The sequence below is a fragment of the Aeromonas sp. Y318-3 genome (assembly GCF_027706185.1).
Lineage (GTDB): Bacteria > Pseudomonadota > Gammaproteobacteria > Enterobacterales > Aeromonadaceae > Aeromonas > Aeromonas veronii.
In genome coordinates, this window is sequence record NZ_JAPDCN010000013.1 from 85,215 (window position 1) to 99,671 (window position 14,457).

Genomic DNA, 14,457 nt, shown 5'->3' on the forward strand with positions numbered 1-14,457 from the left:
AGCTAAAAAGTGCAGCCGGACAGCAACGTCCGGCATCGGTTATGGGCGTGGATCCTGCGAGGCCGGTTTCTGCGACGCATTGTCCCGCAAGAAGTTACGCAGCAACTGATCGATGCGCCCGGAGAGGGTCAGATCGATGCTGGAGAGCTCGGTAGCCAGTTGCAGATCGCCGGGGGAGAGGGTGGGATCGCTCTGCAATCGCCAGTGGCGCTTGGCGCACTCTTCGGCGCCAAATGCCTGCTCGATTCGCGCTATATCGTCGGGATGCAACATCAGAGTCACCCCCTGTTCGGCGGCAGGCAGCAAGGCCAGCCCCTCTTTAAGCGCCTCCAGCAGAATGCGGGGGGAGGTCTCCGCTTCGTGACGAATAAGCGCGCGGGCCAGTTGCATCACCAGCGAGACCAACTGCTGCTCCACCGCCTGATCCAACTCGTTAAGCGGATTGGCAAGGCGCGCGGCGAGCCCCTGCCAGTGGGCGATCTCCTGCTCCACCAGCTCGCGGCCCATGGCCAGCCCCTCCTCGCGCCCCTGTTCGAGACCGGCAGAGTGGCCCTGTTGCAATCCTTCCAGCTTGCCCTCTTCCATCCCCTTGGCATAACCGGACTCGCGCCCCTCGGCCATCCCCTCTTCCCAGGCGGCCTGACGGATCGCTTCAAGCTCTTCGGCGGTGATGCTGGGGGTCGGCTCCTGTTCGGGCTCCGGCTCCACCACCTCCTCTTCCTGCTGATACCAGTCAGGGGCCAGGCCAAGAGCATTGGTAGGCGCTCCCGCCTCTACCTCGACCTCCATCTCGGGCCAGCCCCAAGTCTCAACCCGGGCATCATCACCCTCGGGGCGCACATAACCACGCAGTTTGTTGTTCATGCTTTGCGCGGCTCCTCACCACTGCCTGATGCGGGCTTGGCATCGCGGTTCTGTTTATGGGCCATGGCTTAGAGGAACTCCTCGCCGCCACCGGCGCCCAGCATGATCTCGCCGGCATCCGCCAGACGACGGGCGATGGAGAGGATCTCTTTCTGGGCCGCTTCCACTTCGGAGACCCGGATCGGCCCCATGGCCTCCAGATCGTCCGCCAGCATTTCGGCCGCCCGTTTAGACATGTTCTTGAAGATCTTCTCGCGCATCTGATCGTCGGAGCCCTTGAGGGCGCGTTGCAGCAGATCCCCCGGCACTTCCCGCAGCATGGTCTGGATGCCGCGATCGTCCACATCGATGAGGTTTTCGAACACGAACATCAAATCCTGGATCTGCTGGCTCATCTCTTCATCCGACTCGCGGATAGAGTCCATCAGCTGGCCTTCGATATTGGTATCCAGGTAGTTCATGATGTTGGCCGCAGCCTTCAGGCCGCCCATCTTGGCTGCCTGGGCACCCGCCGCACCGGCGAACTGTTTCTCCATGATGTCGTTCAGCTCTTGCAGCGCCGCCGGTTGTACCTCTTCCAGGTTGGCGATACGCATCACCAGATCGAGGCGCACCTGCTCGGGGAACTGGCTCAGGATCTCGGCGGATTGCTCCGGCTCCAGATAGGAGAGCACGATAGTCTGGATCTGCGGGTGTTCGTTCTGGATGATGCTGGCCACCTGACGTGCATCCATCCACTTGAGCGAATCGAGGCCGCGGGCGCCGGAACCGAGAATGATCTGATCCACCAGATTGCTCGCCTTGTCCTCGCCAAGGGCCGCCACCAACGCCTTGCGCACGAAGTCTTCGCTGCCGATACCGATGTTGGTGTACTTCTGGATATCGTCGATGAATTGACGGTGCACCGCCGCCACCCGATCGTGACTGAAGTCGGACATGGAGGCCATCGACATACCGAGCCGCTGCACCTGCTTGGGCTCGAGATGACGGAAGATCTGGGCGGCATCCTCTTCATTGAGGCTCAACATCAGCACCGCAGCCATCTCCATCCCCGACATCTGGTCGAGGATCTGGCGCTGACTGTCAGTGATGTCATTGCCGGTGACTTGACTCTTCTTTTCTTCAGGCATCTTTGTTCGTTACCCATTCTTTAATGACCTGAGCGGCCAGATCCGGCTCGTTCGCCACCAGCGCACGTACCGCCTTGAGCAAGTCTTCGTCACGGTGCAGATCCGGCAGTTTCAGCTGGCCATCGCGTACACCAAATACCTGATCGTTCTCGACTTGTGCTGACAGCAGACTCAACTCGTCGTCGCCACCCAGTACGGTGTGGTTGTCGAAATCCACTTCCCCTTCCGGTTTGGCATCCGGGTAGAGCAGTCGCTTGAGCATGGGGCGAACCACGGTGACGATCAAGACGATGATCACCAGTACCGAGGCGGCAATCCGCACCGCACGCCAGAACCAGGGCTGATCGTAGAGCGGCACTTCGGCCACGGTATCCAGCTCTGGGCGATTGAACGGAATTGCGACCACCTCAAGGGTATCACCGCGGGTCACATCAAAGCCAAGGCCACCGCTCAGCAAACGGCGCAATGTATCGAGTTCTGCCTGGGTGCGCGCCTCACGGGTCACGGCCCCGTCGGCACCGGGCACCGCTTTGTAATCCACGGCAACCGAAACAGTCATGCGGCGAATGCCACCCATCTGGCGACGGGTATGGCTGACGGTGGTATCCAGCTCGAAGTTGCGGGTTGCCTCTTTGCGGGAACGGCCCGAAGCGGCAGCGCTGGCACCATCACCACCGGTCGCCTCCTCGGGAATATTGGAGGCGGCAGGGGGCTGGTTGGAGAGTGCACCAGGCACACCACCGTTGCTACCGCTGGCGCTGTTCTCTTCCATGGTCATCTCGGAGCGCACTGCAGGCAAGTCAGGGTTGTAAGTCTTGCGGGTCTGCTCCTGCTGGGAGAAGTCGAGGGAGAGATCCACTTCCGCCGTATAGTTGTCGGCCCCCAGCACCGGGATCAGGATGGCGTCAATTTTTTGTTTGTACTCCAGCTCCTGCTTTTGCTGCATGGCAAACTCTTTGCGAGTCTGGGCCGAGATTGGGTCTTGCGAGCCGGAGTTGAGCAGGCGGCCATTCTGGTCGGTGACGGTGACGCGGGTCGGCTCGAGACCGTGCACGGCAGAGGCAACCATATCGACGATGGAGTCCACCTCCCCCTGCCCCAGCGCCGCCCCTTTCAGGTTGAGCACCACGGTGGCACTGGGTTTGCGTTCGTTGCGGGCAAACACGTTGTCTTTCGGGATAGCCAGCAGCACCTGGGCCTTGGCCACATTCTGAAACTGCTCGATGGCGCTCGCCAGCTGGCGCTCGCGGCTCAGCTTCAGACGTTCACTCTCCATCCGCTGGCTGACGCCGAAACTGGAATCTTTCAGCAGGATATCTTCACCACCGATGTTGCTATCGGTGGCATTGGCAAGACCGGCACGGGTCAGGGCCAGTTGGATAGTGGGGTAGCTTTCGGCGTTGACCAGCACGCTCTTGCCATCCACCTCGTAGGGGATCTTCTGCTGATCGAGGAAATCGAGAGTCTTCACCAGCTCCTGAGTGGTGTAGGTGCCGAGGGGACGCATGTCCGGCTCCTTGCCCCACAGCAGGATAAACACCGCAATGGCCAGACAGATGGCAAGCCCCAGGATCAGGGTGATTTGCCGCAGCACATCGGTGTTGGACAGGAAGCCCAGCGCCGAACTCTTCTGCTCATTTTCATCGAGGGCGGCGGTGCCCTCATCGTTTATCAGCAGATCGCCGTTTTGGTCAGTAGCCACGATTTATGTCCTTATTGCTGACATGTTCATGATGTTCAGTCGTCATGGTTTATTGGCGTCGCTTATACCGGCATGTTCATGATGGTCTTGTAGGCATCGACCATCTTGTTGCGCACCTGTACCGTGGCTTCAAAGGCGATGGAGGATTTTTGGCCCGCGATCATCACCTCGGCCAGATCCACCGACTTGTCACCCATATCGAAACGGGTACGCAGATCATTGGCGGCCCCTTGCAGCTCGTTGACGTTGCCAAGCGCCTGTTGCAGCAGCTGACCAAAGTCGGAGGTTACCTGACGACCGGGTTGTGCCAGCGGCGTTGCGCCTGCTTCGATCTTGAGCGCCTGCATCTCTTGCATCAGGCTGCTTGCACTAATTTCCATTTTCCATCCCCAGACAAATCATTGACGCTGGCATGCAACAAGCAATTAGAGTGCCAATGCGTTAAAGCACGACACGGATGAGTGGCCAGACCAGGCCGGACGGGTTCGACAACGGCAGGTGGCTCTGATTAAATCCGACTCTGACGCCCACTTTTGCTGGCTGGCAAGGAGTCCGCTCTGGATTATCGCAAACCCGTGTTCAAGGCGATGGACTACATCAGCCACCATCTGGATGACAATCCGGGCCTGGATGAGGTCGCAGCGGCGGCAGCCATCTCCACCTTCCACTTCCACCGTATTTTCAAGACGATGGTCGGCGAGACCATTGCCGGATTTACCCGGCGCCTGCGTATGGAGCGCGCTGCCCGTCGCTTGCTCGCCTCCCCCCAGAGTGACATCACCACCCTCGCACTGGCCGCCGGGTTCTCCAGCTCGCAGAATTTCGCCAAGGCCTTTCGCCTGCACTTCGCCATGAGCCCCTCGGAATACCGCCAGCAGCAGGGGGGAAACTGGAAAAGCAAGATTGGAAACGATCCCCTTCCCTTTGACACCTATGATGGCCTGGTCATGCACCCGGTCACCGAACACCCGGGTCTGTTGCAGGGGGCTAGCGTCAGGCAGATGCCCGCCCGGCGCGTGGCGTACATGCGCCGCCTGGGCCCCTATGGCAAAGAGACCTGCGAGCAAGCTCATCGGGATTTGCTCGTGCTGTTCGCCTCAGACGAGGCGATGACACCGGCGGGTACCCTGAGTCTCTATTGGGATATCCCCGATATCACCGATGAGACCCGTTGCCGTACTGACGTCTGCATCGAGCTGGGGCCAGAGATCCCCGCAGGGCGCCAGTTAACCACCCAGACCATCGCCGCGGGCCCCTATGCGGTTTGTCAGTTTATCGCTCGCGGCGATCAACTGGTCGCTTGCTGGGAAACGGCGTTTCGCTGGGTAGTGGGCCAAGGGCTGAACTGCGACGATCGCCCGTGTTACGAGCAATACCACGCAGGCACGGACCCCGACCGGGAGCATTACGTGTTTGATATCTGTATCCCGCTGATCAACCGATAAGCCGATACCTCATTTCCATTTACCCACTTCGGTGCCTTCGGGCACCGAAGCGACGGAGTCATGCCCATGAATATCAAAACGCTGTTTCTCGCCAGCTTGCTGGTGACGCTGCCCGCTGCCGCCAATGCCCAGTCACAGAGCCAGACGCTGATCTTTGGCGGCACCATCTACAGTGGTGATCCGGCGAACCCTCACCCGGAAGCGGTCGGCATTGAAGGTAAAAAGATAGTGGCAGTCGGCAGCTATCAGGAGGTCAGTGCCCGCCTCGGCAGCCATGCCAAGCGTCTTGATCTGAAAGGAAAGTACCTGATGCCAGGGCTCATCGACAGTCATGTTCATGCGGCATTTGCCGGTTTTCAGGGGATGACGGTTAACTTTCCCGATGCCATGAGTGAGGTTGAGCAGGTGCAGCAATTTCTGACCCGCAGCAAGGATGATCCCCGCCTGACACTGGGCGATGCAGAGCTATACAGCAATGTCTCCCTCGACTACTGGCATCAGCTTCCCCTGCTCGATCAGGTGTTCAATGGCCCGCAATACCAGCAAATACCCGTAGTACTGGCCGGTTCGGATGCCCACACCGGTTGGGCCAATCAGGCCATGCTGCGCAAGGCTGGCATTGATGCCGACACCCTTGCCGGTCGTTATGCTCCGCTGAAAGGCAATTTTGGCCTCACCCCATCCGGCAAGCTCAATGGCTTTGCCTCGGAAGGCGGCTGGGATGCCATCCTCAAGGCGCTGCCCCCCGTCAGCGACGAGACGATTGCCAGTGCCATCATGACTGCCGCCAAACAACTCAATCAGGTGGGCATTACCGCCTGGATGGACCCTATCAGCAACATTCGCCCCCTCGCGCCCATCTTCAACGCCGAGCCGGATCGCCGCGATACCGGCCTGCTGCCTGCGTACAGCATGCTCTCCCGGGAAGGCAAACTGACCGGACATGTATCCGCACTGGCACTGGTGGGGATACATGCATCACCCGCCATCATTGATGACGTATTGGCGCTGCAACAGCAGTTTCAAGATGCCCCGGACGTGAAACTGGTGGGGATCAAGATCCTGCAAGATGGTGTCATCGAGTATCCATCCCAGACCGCCAAGTTGAGCGAGCCCTACCTCAACCGTCCCGGTTACAGCGGCAAGGACGATCTGGACAAGCAGCGTTTCAACGAGCTGATCCGCACCGCGGATGCCCATCACCTTATCGCTCACTTTCATGCCATCGGCGATCGGGCCGTCCGTGAATCCCTCGATGCCATCGCCTATGCCCGGGCCCACAATCAGGATCACCGCCTGCTGCACAGCATCACCCATCTGGAGGTGGTGAGCCCGGCCAGCATTGCCCGTTTCAAACCGCTCAATGTGGCCGCATCGATGCAACTCTTGTGGGCCGGGAAAAACGTGGCGACCACCCTGCTGCTTGAAGGAAACGTGCCCCCGACACTGCTAGCCCGCCTCTATCCGGCAGGCAGCTTGCTGCAAAGCGGCGCCATTATCGCCGGTGCCAGTGACTGGCCGGTCTCCAGCCCCAACCCTTTCCTCGCCATGTATACCGCGATCACTCGTCAAGGGGAGCTTGGCTTGCTGCCCCCCGCCAGCGAGCAGATCAGCCGTCAGGCCATCTTGCAGGCCTATACCCTCAACGCCGCCAAGGTAATTGGGCGGGAGAAAGAGATTGGCTCCATCAGCGCGGGCAAGAGTGCTGACCTGATCTTGCTGGATCGCAATCTGGAGCAAGTAGCAAGCGAAGAGCTCAAGGAGACCAAGGTGCTCTGGACCATGTTCAAGGGCAAGCAGGTCTATTCGGCCCACTGACACCGAGAGAACAAACAGGCCCGCACTGCGGGCCTGTTGGCAAGATCACGACAAGCGCATGGCGTGCAGTGAGCAACCGATAACGACAGGATTAGCGGCTCGTTTCAGTCAAGTCCTTGTCAATCCAGTATTTGGAGCCGGAGATATTGGCATCGAGCAGCAGGCCCTTCTCACCAATCTGGTAGATGGCCATGCCGCCATTGTATTTGGCTGTCAGTTCGGCGCTCTCCTTGCCGGCCACCACGCCCACTTCGGAAGTGGCCTCCCAACCCTGGGTCACGAAGGCATCAAATCTGGCCTTGTCTTCAAACAGGATCACCTGCTGATAGAACTTGCCGCCAATCCCGGCCGCCAGACCCGCACCAAACATCTTCATATAGGTGTGCTTGCCGGTTTTGCGATTGACTGCCACCCCGGCCCCCTGATTGGTATGCAGCATCAGGGAGAACTTGCGCGAATCGAACACTGCATAGCCATAAGCCTTGTCAAACAACAACTTGGCTGATGGCTGCTCGTTGAACAACCGGATCAGCGCAGTGTCGGCCATGGTATTGAGCGCGATCCTCGCCTCTTTCGCCGTCTTGGGGTTGAGCATCTCGTTGAGCTCCTTGTCGGCTGCCTTCAGCCACTCCTTGCCGGTCGCGATGCTCTTGTCGGTCCAGACCCCGGCGGTATTGAAGGCATCCTCCCCCCAGGCCGAGATGGAAGCCCAGCTCTTTTTGGAAAAATCGCTGACATCCTGCCACACCTCCTTGCTGGTCTCGCTCACTGCCGCTCCCAGATCGGACGCTGCGGCCTTGAGCTTGGCCCAGTCGGCATAACAAGGTGAGAAGGCCAGACTCAGTGACAGGGCCAGCAACCAGTTACGCTTGTTCATTTTTTCACTCCCGTATTGTCGAGTGTCTGGGTTACCTAGGGGGATCACCTACAACAGGCTACCCGCTGAAAATCACTCCCGCATTATCGGAAGGGGAATCCGGTTAAGCAATCATTGAGTCCTGTTTATCCCGCCACAGCCCGACTGCGGTTAACAAAAAGGCTGCTCATCAAAGAGGAGCAGCCTTGTTAAGCACAGTAAAACCGGACGGGCTTATTCGACCATCATCACCTTGCAGGTGTTGGTACTACCCACAGTTTCCATCTTGTCACCGTGAGTCAGCAGCACCATGTCGCCGCTCTGCAGCAGCCCCTTCTCCTTGAGCACGGCCAGCGCGTCGCGGCACACTTCGTAGACCGGTTTGGTCTCGTCACCGTCAAACATCACCGGAGTGACGCCACGGTAGAGGTTGGTCCAGGCCAGGGTCTTGTTGTGGGGAGACATGGCGAAGATCGGCAGACCGGAGCTGATTCGGGACATCAGCAGCGGAGTGGTGCCGGACTCGGTCAACGCCACGATCGCCTTGACCCCTTCCAGGTGGTTGGCCGCATACATGGTGGACATGGCCACCGCCTCTTCTACCGAGGTGAAGGTGTAGCTCATGCGGTGGTTGGAGACGTTCAGGCTCGGGTGCTTCTCGGCACCGACACAGACGCTCGCCATGGAGGTCACGGTCTCGATGGGGAACTGACCGGCAGCAGTCTCGGCAGAGAGCATCACCGCATCGGTACCATCCAGCACGGCGTTGGCCACGTCCATAACTTCTGCACGAGTCGGCAGCGGCGCATTGATCATCGACTCCATCATCTGGGTAGCGGTGATCACCACACGGTTCAAACGACGGGAGTGGCGGATCAGCTTCTTCTGTACGCCAACCAGCTCGGGGTCACCGATCTCGACACCCAGATCGCCACGGGCGACCATCACAGCATCGGAACCGAGGATGATGTCTTCCATCGCCTCATCGGTGGCGACGGTTTCGGCGCGCTCAACCTTGGCCACGATCTTGGCATTGGAACCGGCTTCGCGGGCCAGCTCGCGGGCATAGCGCAGATCATCGCCACAGCGCGGGAAGGAGACAGCCAGATAGTCCACATTCATGCGGGCAGCGGTCTTGATGTCTTCTTTGTCCTTCTCGGTCAGGGCCGGAGCGGAGAGACCGCCCCCTTTCTTGTTGATGCCCTTGTTGTTGGAGAGCGGCCCGGCCACGGTCACCGTGGTGTGAATGCGGGTGCCTTCAACCTGCTCGACCTTCAGCTGCACACGGCCATCATCCAGCAGCAGAATGTCGCCCTGAACCACATCGTCTGGCAGGCTCTTGTAATCGATGCCAACCTGCTCCTGGCAACCCTCACCCTTGCCGAGTGCCGCGTCGAGAATGAACTTGTCACCGATGGCCAGATAGATTTTGCCATCCTTGAAAGTGGAAACACGGATTTTCGGGCCTTGCAGATCACCCATGATGGCGACGTGACGACCGAGCTTGGCAGCAATGTCACGCACCTGATTGGCGCGCAGGATATGGTCTTCAGCAGTGCCGTGAGAGAAGTTCATCCGCACCATGTCGGCCCCGGCGCGGATGATCCCTTCGAGGATCCCTTCGCGGTCGGTAGCCGGACCGAGTGTGGTTACAATCTTTGTACGTCTAGGCATGAAAGACTCCAATATGAAGTTGATATGACTTGAGATTCTGCCCCATCAAGCCCATGGCTCGATGCACCCGTTTGCAAACCATCTGGGTGGTTTTTGTTATTAAATTACAATACTACACCAAGGCGGGTGGCATAGACAGTCGGGGGCCGGAGCCCCCGACGATTCAGGAAGAGTGCGGGGTTTCGAAACGGGATTCGCGCAATCCCTCTTTTACTTTCTTCAGATTTTCGCGAAATTTCATCCCTCGGCGCAGGGTAAAACCGGTCGCCAGCACATCCACCAGCGCCAGCTGGGCGATGCGGGATGCCATCGGCATATAGACATCGGTATCTTCCGGCACATCCATGGAGAGCACCAGATTGCACTCGCGGGCCAGCGGGGAGTCCTTGGCGGTCATACCGATCACGGTGGCGTCGTTTTCGCGGGCCAGCGCGGCGATCTCGACCAGCGCCTTGGTGCGGCCGGTGTGGGAGATAAGCACCACCACATCCCCTTCGCTGCTGTTGATGCAGCTCATGCGCATCATGACGATATCGTCAAAGCTCACTACCGGAATGTTGAAGCGAAAGAATTTGTTCTGGGCATCGCGGGCAACGGCGGAGGAGGCGCCAAGGCCGAAGAAGCTGATCTTCTTGGACTGGGTCAGGATATCGACGCAGCGGTTGATGGCAGAGATATCCAGGCTGTTTTTGGCGGCATCCAGACAAGCCATGGTGGATTCGAAGATCTTGGCGGTGTAGGTATCCGGCCCATCTTCCGCTTCCACGTGACGATTTACGTAAGGCGTACCATTGGCAAGGCTCTGGGCCAGGTGCAGTTTGAAATCAGGAAAGCCCTTGGTATCGAGACGGCGGCAAAAGCGGTTGACGGTCGGTTCACTGACGTCGGCCATCTTGGCCAGAGCGGCGATGCTGGAGTGGATAGCGGTCTGGGGAGACGCCAGGATCACCTCGGCAACCTTGCGTTCTGATTTACTGAAACTTTCCAAGTTGTTCGTAATTTTATCAAGGGTATTCATCATCACCACCAGGTGTTTTTGTAATTTAGCTTCAGTGTCTTTGCACTCAATCTACGGCTAAGCAAGTTTCCATTCAAGCTAAGGACTATACAAGACAAGCGGTTATGGCAACTAACGCCTGCCATACAAAGTATGACTCATCTCTAATTATTTCGTACTTTTCGTTACAAAACGTCACCTAGCCATGAAAGCGCTTACAAATGTTGCAAAGCAACAACACTGTGAGCAGGCGCACGTTTGTATCGATCCGACGGGTGAGCAAGCCTGAGCTCGGATAGAATGGGCCGTCATAATCCAACAATAATCTCGGGACACCAGAGTCGTCCCCATCCTGTAACGAAGGAGTTGTTATGCAGCATACCCATGCGCTGGTCGGCGATGTCGGCGGCACCAATGCGCGTCTGGCCCTGTGTGAGCTGGCTACCGGTACTATCTCTCAGGCAAAGACCTACTCAGGTCTGGCCCATCCCAGCCTTGAAGCCGTGGTACGCCTCTATCTGGAAGAACACAAGGTTCAGGTGGCTGAAGCCTGCATCGCCATCGCCTGCCCCATCAACGGTGACTGGGTCGCCATGACCAACCACAGCTGGGAGTTCTCCATCAGCGAGATGCAGAGCAATCTCGAGCTGGCACGCCTGCAAGTGATCAACGACTTTACTGCGGTCTCGATGGCTGTGCCGGTATTGGCTGAATCGGATCGTATCCAGCTGGGCGGCGCGGTGCCAGTGGCTGGCAAGCCCATCGCCATCTATGGTGCGGGTACCGGCCTTGGGGTCGCCCATCTGGTCAAGGCGGGCGATCAGTGGCTGAGCCTGCCGGGTGAAGGTGGTCATGTGGATTTTGCTGCCAACAGCGAAGAGGAAGATGCGGTACTGCAAGTAATGCGAGGCGAATTGGGCCATGTCTCGGCAGAGCGGTTCCTCTCCGGCCCGGGTCTGGTCAATCTCTATCGCGGGCTGGTGAAATCCGATGGTCGTGAGCCGGAGCCGTTTGCCCCCAAAGACATTACCGAGCGCGCACTGGCCGGGGAGTGCCTCGATTGCCGTCGCACCCTGAGCCTGTTCTGCGTGCTGATGGGCCGCTTTGCCGGCAATCTGGCCCTCAATATGGGTACCTTTGGCGGCGTCTATATCGCAGGTGGCATAGTGCCGCGCTTCCAGGAGTTCTTTACCGGTTCCGGTTTCCGGGTCGCCTTTGAAGACAAGGGGCGCTTCAAGTCCTACCTCAAGGAGATCCCAGTGTTCCTGATCACCCATGAAGGACCGGGGCTGCTCGGTGCAGGCGCTTACTTGCGCCAGTCGATGGGGATCACAATCTGATTGAAGAGGGGGGCGAGGCGGGATCATCCATGGTTCAGCCTCGATTCAGTGTGAATGGCATAAAGTAGCCGCACGTAACCAAGAGTGTTGTGCTTCACAAGGAGTGGAAAGCGACTCTCATCCGCTGGATACGTTTGTCACCTGACAAGCCTGAACTGTTTCAACCGGCCTTTTGGCCGGTTTTTTTTATGTCTGATATCCGGGATTACTGGGCCAGCGCCTTCAACTGCGCCTTGTCGGGAGGATTGTTCCAGTCGATGGGACCGTGGGTAAAACGGTACTGCAACCGTGGCAGGCTGGTCTCCAGCCACTCTTCCCGAAAATAGGCATAACCCTGATCCCAATCCGGATCATTGGCCCAACCGCTCTGGAGGAAGTAGAGGCGAGTGCCCTGCCCTTCCGGCACAAAGCGCAGGCAAACCTGGGTCTTTTGCTGGCGGATATGGGGCAGGCTGGGCGGGAAATTCCAGCTGAAACTGAGCAGGTCATAGGGCATGACGGCCATGACCCGGCACCCTTCGCTGCCACGTTCACCCAGCGGGGCATCAGGCCTGAAGTAGATCTCGAAAGGACCATTCGGTTCGGCCACCATCAAACATTCGGGAGCCAGAAAACTGCGCAGACCGCTTTCGGTAGTCCAGGCGTGCCAGACATCGTCTATGTGCGCCGGAACAAAAATGTTGCCTTCAATCAGTTTATTGTCCATAAATCAGCGATCCTCAAGCCATCCATACAAGGGACTCCGGCAGTATAGCCCCATGGCAAATACAATGGACAGTGCTTAATCACACCCTTGTCATTTGCATCGATTAACCTGCCGCTGTGCTGCGGCCTCATTGAACATTGGCTTGATCCGGGAGGACATCATGATCCGGCTCATGGAAGAACACGACATTCCCCAACTGGCCCGGCTGTTTTTAAAGAGCCGCCGCCACACCTTTCACTGGGTCGATCCCGCCCGTTTCCAACTCGAGGATTTCGAGGAACAGACCAAAGGTGAACAGGTGTGGGTAGCCGAGCAGGGGGGCAATATCTGCGGCTTTATCGCCATCTGGCAGCCCGCTCACTTCGTCCATCACCTCTATGTGTCAAACGACTGGCACGGTCAGGGGATAGGACGCGCCCTGCTGGAGCGGGGCCTCGCTGATTCGCCGCACGGCTCGCTCAAGGTTGCGACCCGCAACACGGCGGCAGTAGCCTTCTACCATCGGCTGGGCTGGCAAAACAGTGATGAGACAGGCCACTGCGAGGTCACCGGCCCCTGGTGCAAGTTGCTTAGAAGCTAGCGGGACGCCCAGCACCTGCGCTTTGCGGCTGAACAGGCACCAGCGGTGCAGGGGGGAAGAACCAGCGGTAGAGATCGAACCAGCCATCTCGCTGGGCAATCACGACCTCATGCACCGGATCGCGCTGGAAGATCGCCACCTTGTTTTCAGTCAGCGGCACCCAGGCATAGTTGACCAGCGCATATTGCGACTGGATCAGGTTGTACTCATTGAGATAGGAGTCATCGTTACCCGATTCGTGCAGTTGGGTACGACTGTCGATGAGGTAAACAAGCTGGTTGAAGAAGGTAAGTTGAAAACCGGTCACTCGCCACTTCTCCCTGGTCGCCTCCTCCTCTTCGATCACGGTGATTTTGCCCCAGCGGCACACCCCGTGATAGTTGACTCCATTGGCCGACATTTTCAGGTCGTAATGGCAGCCCAGACTGTTGATCAACATCCCGACCACAAACAGCAGCACGACAAGCAGTGGCAACAGCAGCAAGGTATTTTTCAGCGTTCGTTTCATCAGAGATCCCTTACAGCGTCTTTTCGAGCTCTTTATAGGAGAGCACGCGAACCTGGTGGCCGGAGACCAGCACCAACGATGCCGGTTTGACTGGTGGCACATCGCTCCGTGCCTCCATCTGGCAAACAACGCCGGTCGGCGAGTCGGTGCAGTGCACATGGAGCCACTCGAAATGGAGATAGCTGGCGACAAACGCCACCAGCACAACCAGTAGCAGATTGACGTATATCAGGCCCCTTGCCAGCATTGGCCGCCCGATACCACTGAGAAAGGCAAGTTTGGCGCGCTCACCAAAAGAACGGGGAGCAGCAGGCTCTTTAATGACCTCGTGGTCGGAGCTTGGTGATGTCGACGGTGGCTGCGCAGCCGCTGCAGGCGTGGGCTCGTTCATCGGCTCGGGCAAGGGCTCACTCTCTGTTGGCAGGGCCTTGCCGTAATAACTCTTCATCTTGCAGTTCAGATGCAGGGAGTACCCTTTTTTCGGGGTACTTCTGATATCCAGCGTCTGGGGGGATGAGGCGAAGTGGCGACGAATATTGGCGATGGCCACGTTCAGTGAGTTGGGGCTGATGGGGCGACCCAACCAGCCGATTTCGAGCAACAGATCCTTGTCGCACACCTCGTCATGGTGATCGAGCAGATAGCTGAAAATGAGGCTCTCTGCCGATGACAAGCGCACCACCCGGGCGCTTTGCAAGTTGTCCTTGTCGGCACAGAAGATCAGCTCTCGCCTTTTGACATCAAAGACATAATCACCGAAGTGATAGGCTGATATGTTATTGCCTGGCGCAACCCCCGTCATACCAACCACCTGTTATTTGCATTCATCATGAAGAA

Annotated in this window: 13 protein-coding genes and 1 pseudogene; 4 read left to right on the forward strand and 10 right to left on the reverse strand. The window is 58.2% G+C overall.

Annotated features, from left to right (window positions below; translation table 11 throughout):
* Positions 1-39: 39 nt before the first annotated feature.
* The 4 genes from fliH to fliE all read right to left on the reverse strand — a co-directional run bounded on the left by fliH (position 40) and on the right by fliE (position 4,076).
* The gene (gene fliH / locus OKB77_RS17225) at positions 40-864 is read right to left on the reverse strand and encodes a flagellar assembly protein FliH (protein WP_042054466.1); all 825 of its coding nucleotides are present in this window, start codon (positions 862-864) and stop codon (positions 40-42) included.
* Between the two features lie 68 nt (positions 865-932).
* Positions 933-1,994, reverse strand: coding sequence for a flagellar motor switch protein FliG (fliG, locus tag OKB77_RS17230; protein WP_005334749.1), 1,062 nt, complete (start codon positions 1,992-1,994; stop codon positions 933-935).
* A complete protein-coding gene (fliF, locus tag OKB77_RS17235) occupies positions 1,987-3,696 on the reverse strand; it encodes a flagellar basal-body MS-ring/collar protein FliF (protein WP_005334750.1) in 1,710 nt (569 codons plus the stop codon). The genes fliG and fliF overlap by 8 nt, the downstream gene beginning before the upstream one ends.
* A 62-nt stretch (positions 3,697-3,758) precedes the next feature.
* On the reverse strand, positions 3,759-4,076 hold the full coding sequence (fliE, locus tag OKB77_RS17240; protein ID WP_005362062.1) for a flagellar hook-basal body complex protein FliE: 318 nt from the start codon (positions 4,074-4,076) through the stop codon (positions 3,759-3,761).
* Positions 4,077-4,229: 153 nt separating this feature from the next.
* On the opposite strand from fliE, the gene OKB77_RS17245 reads away from it, so the two are divergent.
* Positions 4,230-5,141: an AraC family transcriptional regulator gene (locus OKB77_RS17245; protein ID WP_270818024.1), complete on the forward strand. Its 912-nt coding sequence runs from the start codon at positions 4,230-4,232 to the stop codon at positions 5,139-5,141.
* Positions 5,142-5,207: 66 nt separating this feature from the next.
* A complete protein-coding gene (locus OKB77_RS17250; protein WP_270818025.1) occupies positions 5,208-6,959 on the forward strand; it encodes an amidohydrolase in 1,752 nt (583 codons plus the stop codon).
* A 91-nt stretch (positions 6,960-7,050) separates the two neighbouring features.
* Here OKB77_RS17250 and befA read toward each other — a convergent pair whose 3' ends face one another.
* The 3 genes from befA to OKB77_RS17265 all read right to left on the reverse strand — a co-directional run bounded on the left by befA (position 7,051) and on the right by OKB77_RS17265 (position 10,507).
* Positions 7,051-7,836: a beta cell expansion factor BefA gene (gene befA, locus OKB77_RS17255; protein ID WP_005353696.1), complete on the reverse strand. Its 786-nt coding sequence runs from the start codon at positions 7,834-7,836 to the stop codon at positions 7,051-7,053.
* 213 nt (positions 7,837-8,049) lie between these two features.
* Complete coding sequence (gene pyk / locus OKB77_RS17260; RefSeq protein ID WP_005362071.1) at positions 8,050-9,489, reverse strand: pyruvate kinase; 1,440 nt, start codon at positions 9,487-9,489, stop codon at positions 8,050-8,052.
* A gap of 163 nt (positions 9,490-9,652) precedes the next feature.
* Positions 9,653-10,507, reverse strand: coding sequence for a MurR/RpiR family transcriptional regulator (locus OKB77_RS17265; protein ID WP_005334759.1), 855 nt, complete (start codon positions 10,505-10,507; stop codon positions 9,653-9,655).
* A gap of 347 nt (positions 10,508-10,854) precedes the next feature.
* On the opposite strand from OKB77_RS17265, the pseudogene glk reads away from it, so the two are divergent.
* Positions 10,855-11,826: pseudogene (gene glk / locus OKB77_RS17270) on the forward strand (glucokinase); the annotation flags it as partial.
* 205 nt (positions 11,827-12,031) lie between these two features.
* Here glk and OKB77_RS17275 read toward each other — a convergent pair.
* A complete protein-coding gene (locus OKB77_RS17275) occupies positions 12,032-12,532 on the reverse strand; it encodes an SRPBCC family protein (protein WP_005334766.1) in 501 nt (166 codons plus the stop codon).
* Between the two features lie 160 nt (positions 12,533-12,692).
* On the opposite strand from OKB77_RS17275, the gene OKB77_RS17280 reads away from it, so the two are divergent.
* Positions 12,693-13,112, forward strand: coding sequence for a GNAT family N-acetyltransferase (locus tag OKB77_RS17280; RefSeq protein WP_247823207.1), 420 nt, complete (start codon positions 12,693-12,695; stop codon positions 13,110-13,112).
* On the opposite strand, the gene OKB77_RS17285 is transcribed toward OKB77_RS17280, so the two are convergent.
* Both OKB77_RS17285 and OKB77_RS17290 read right to left on the reverse strand, forming a co-directional pair.
* Positions 13,102-13,620, reverse strand: a complete 519-nt coding sequence (locus OKB77_RS17285) for a hypothetical protein (protein ID WP_019445799.1) — start codon at positions 13,618-13,620, stop codon at positions 13,102-13,104. The genes OKB77_RS17280 and OKB77_RS17285 overlap by 11 nt on opposite strands.
* 10 nt (positions 13,621-13,630) lie before the next feature.
* Positions 13,631-14,422, reverse strand: coding sequence for a winged helix-turn-helix domain-containing protein (locus OKB77_RS17290; protein WP_247823208.1), 792 nt, complete (start codon positions 14,420-14,422; stop codon positions 13,631-13,633).
* Between the last annotated feature and the right edge of the window lie 35 nt (positions 14,423-14,457).

What these genes read in the sequence shown, in the direction of transcription:
- OKB77_RS17275 (WP_005334766.1), bottom strand. Translation starts at nt 12,532, where the DNA reads ATGGACAATAAACTGATTGAAGGCAACATTTTTGTTCCGGCGCACATA.
- fliG (WP_005334749.1), bottom strand. Translation starts at nt 1,994, where the DNA reads ATGCCTGAAGAAAAGAAGAGTCAAGTCACCGGCAATGACATCACTGAC.
- befA (WP_005353696.1), bottom strand. Translation starts at nt 7,836, where the DNA reads ATGAACAAGCGTAACTGGTTGCTGGCCCTGTCACTGAGTCTGGCCTTC.
- fliH (WP_042054466.1), bottom strand. Translation starts at nt 864, where the DNA reads ATGAACAACAAACTGCGTGGTTATGTGCGCCCCGAGGGTGATGATGCC.
- OKB77_RS17285 (WP_019445799.1), bottom strand. Translation starts at nt 13,620, where the DNA reads ATGAAACGAACGCTGAAAAATACCTTGCTGCTGTTGCCACTGCTTGTC.
- pyk (WP_005362071.1), bottom strand. Translation starts at nt 9,489, where the DNA reads ATGCCTAGACGTACAAAGATTGTAACCACACTCGGTCCGGCTACCGAC.
- OKB77_RS17250 (WP_270818025.1), top strand. Translation starts at nt 5,208, where the DNA reads ATGAATATCAAAACGCTGTTTCTCGCCAGCTTGCTGGTGACGCTGCCC.
- OKB77_RS17280 (WP_247823207.1), top strand. Translation starts at nt 12,693, where the DNA reads ATGATCCGGCTCATGGAAGAACACGACATTCCCCAACTGGCCCGGCTG.
- OKB77_RS17265 (WP_005334759.1), bottom strand. Translation starts at nt 10,507, where the DNA reads ATGAATACCCTTGATAAAATTACGAACAACTTGGAAAGTTTCAGTAAA.
- OKB77_RS17290 (WP_247823208.1), bottom strand. Translation starts at nt 14,422, where the DNA reads ATGACGGGGGTTGCGCCAGGCAATAACATATCAGCCTATCACTTCGGT.
- fliE (WP_005362062.1), bottom strand. Translation starts at nt 4,076, where the DNA reads ATGGAAATTAGTGCAAGCAGCCTGATGCAAGAGATGCAGGCGCTCAAG.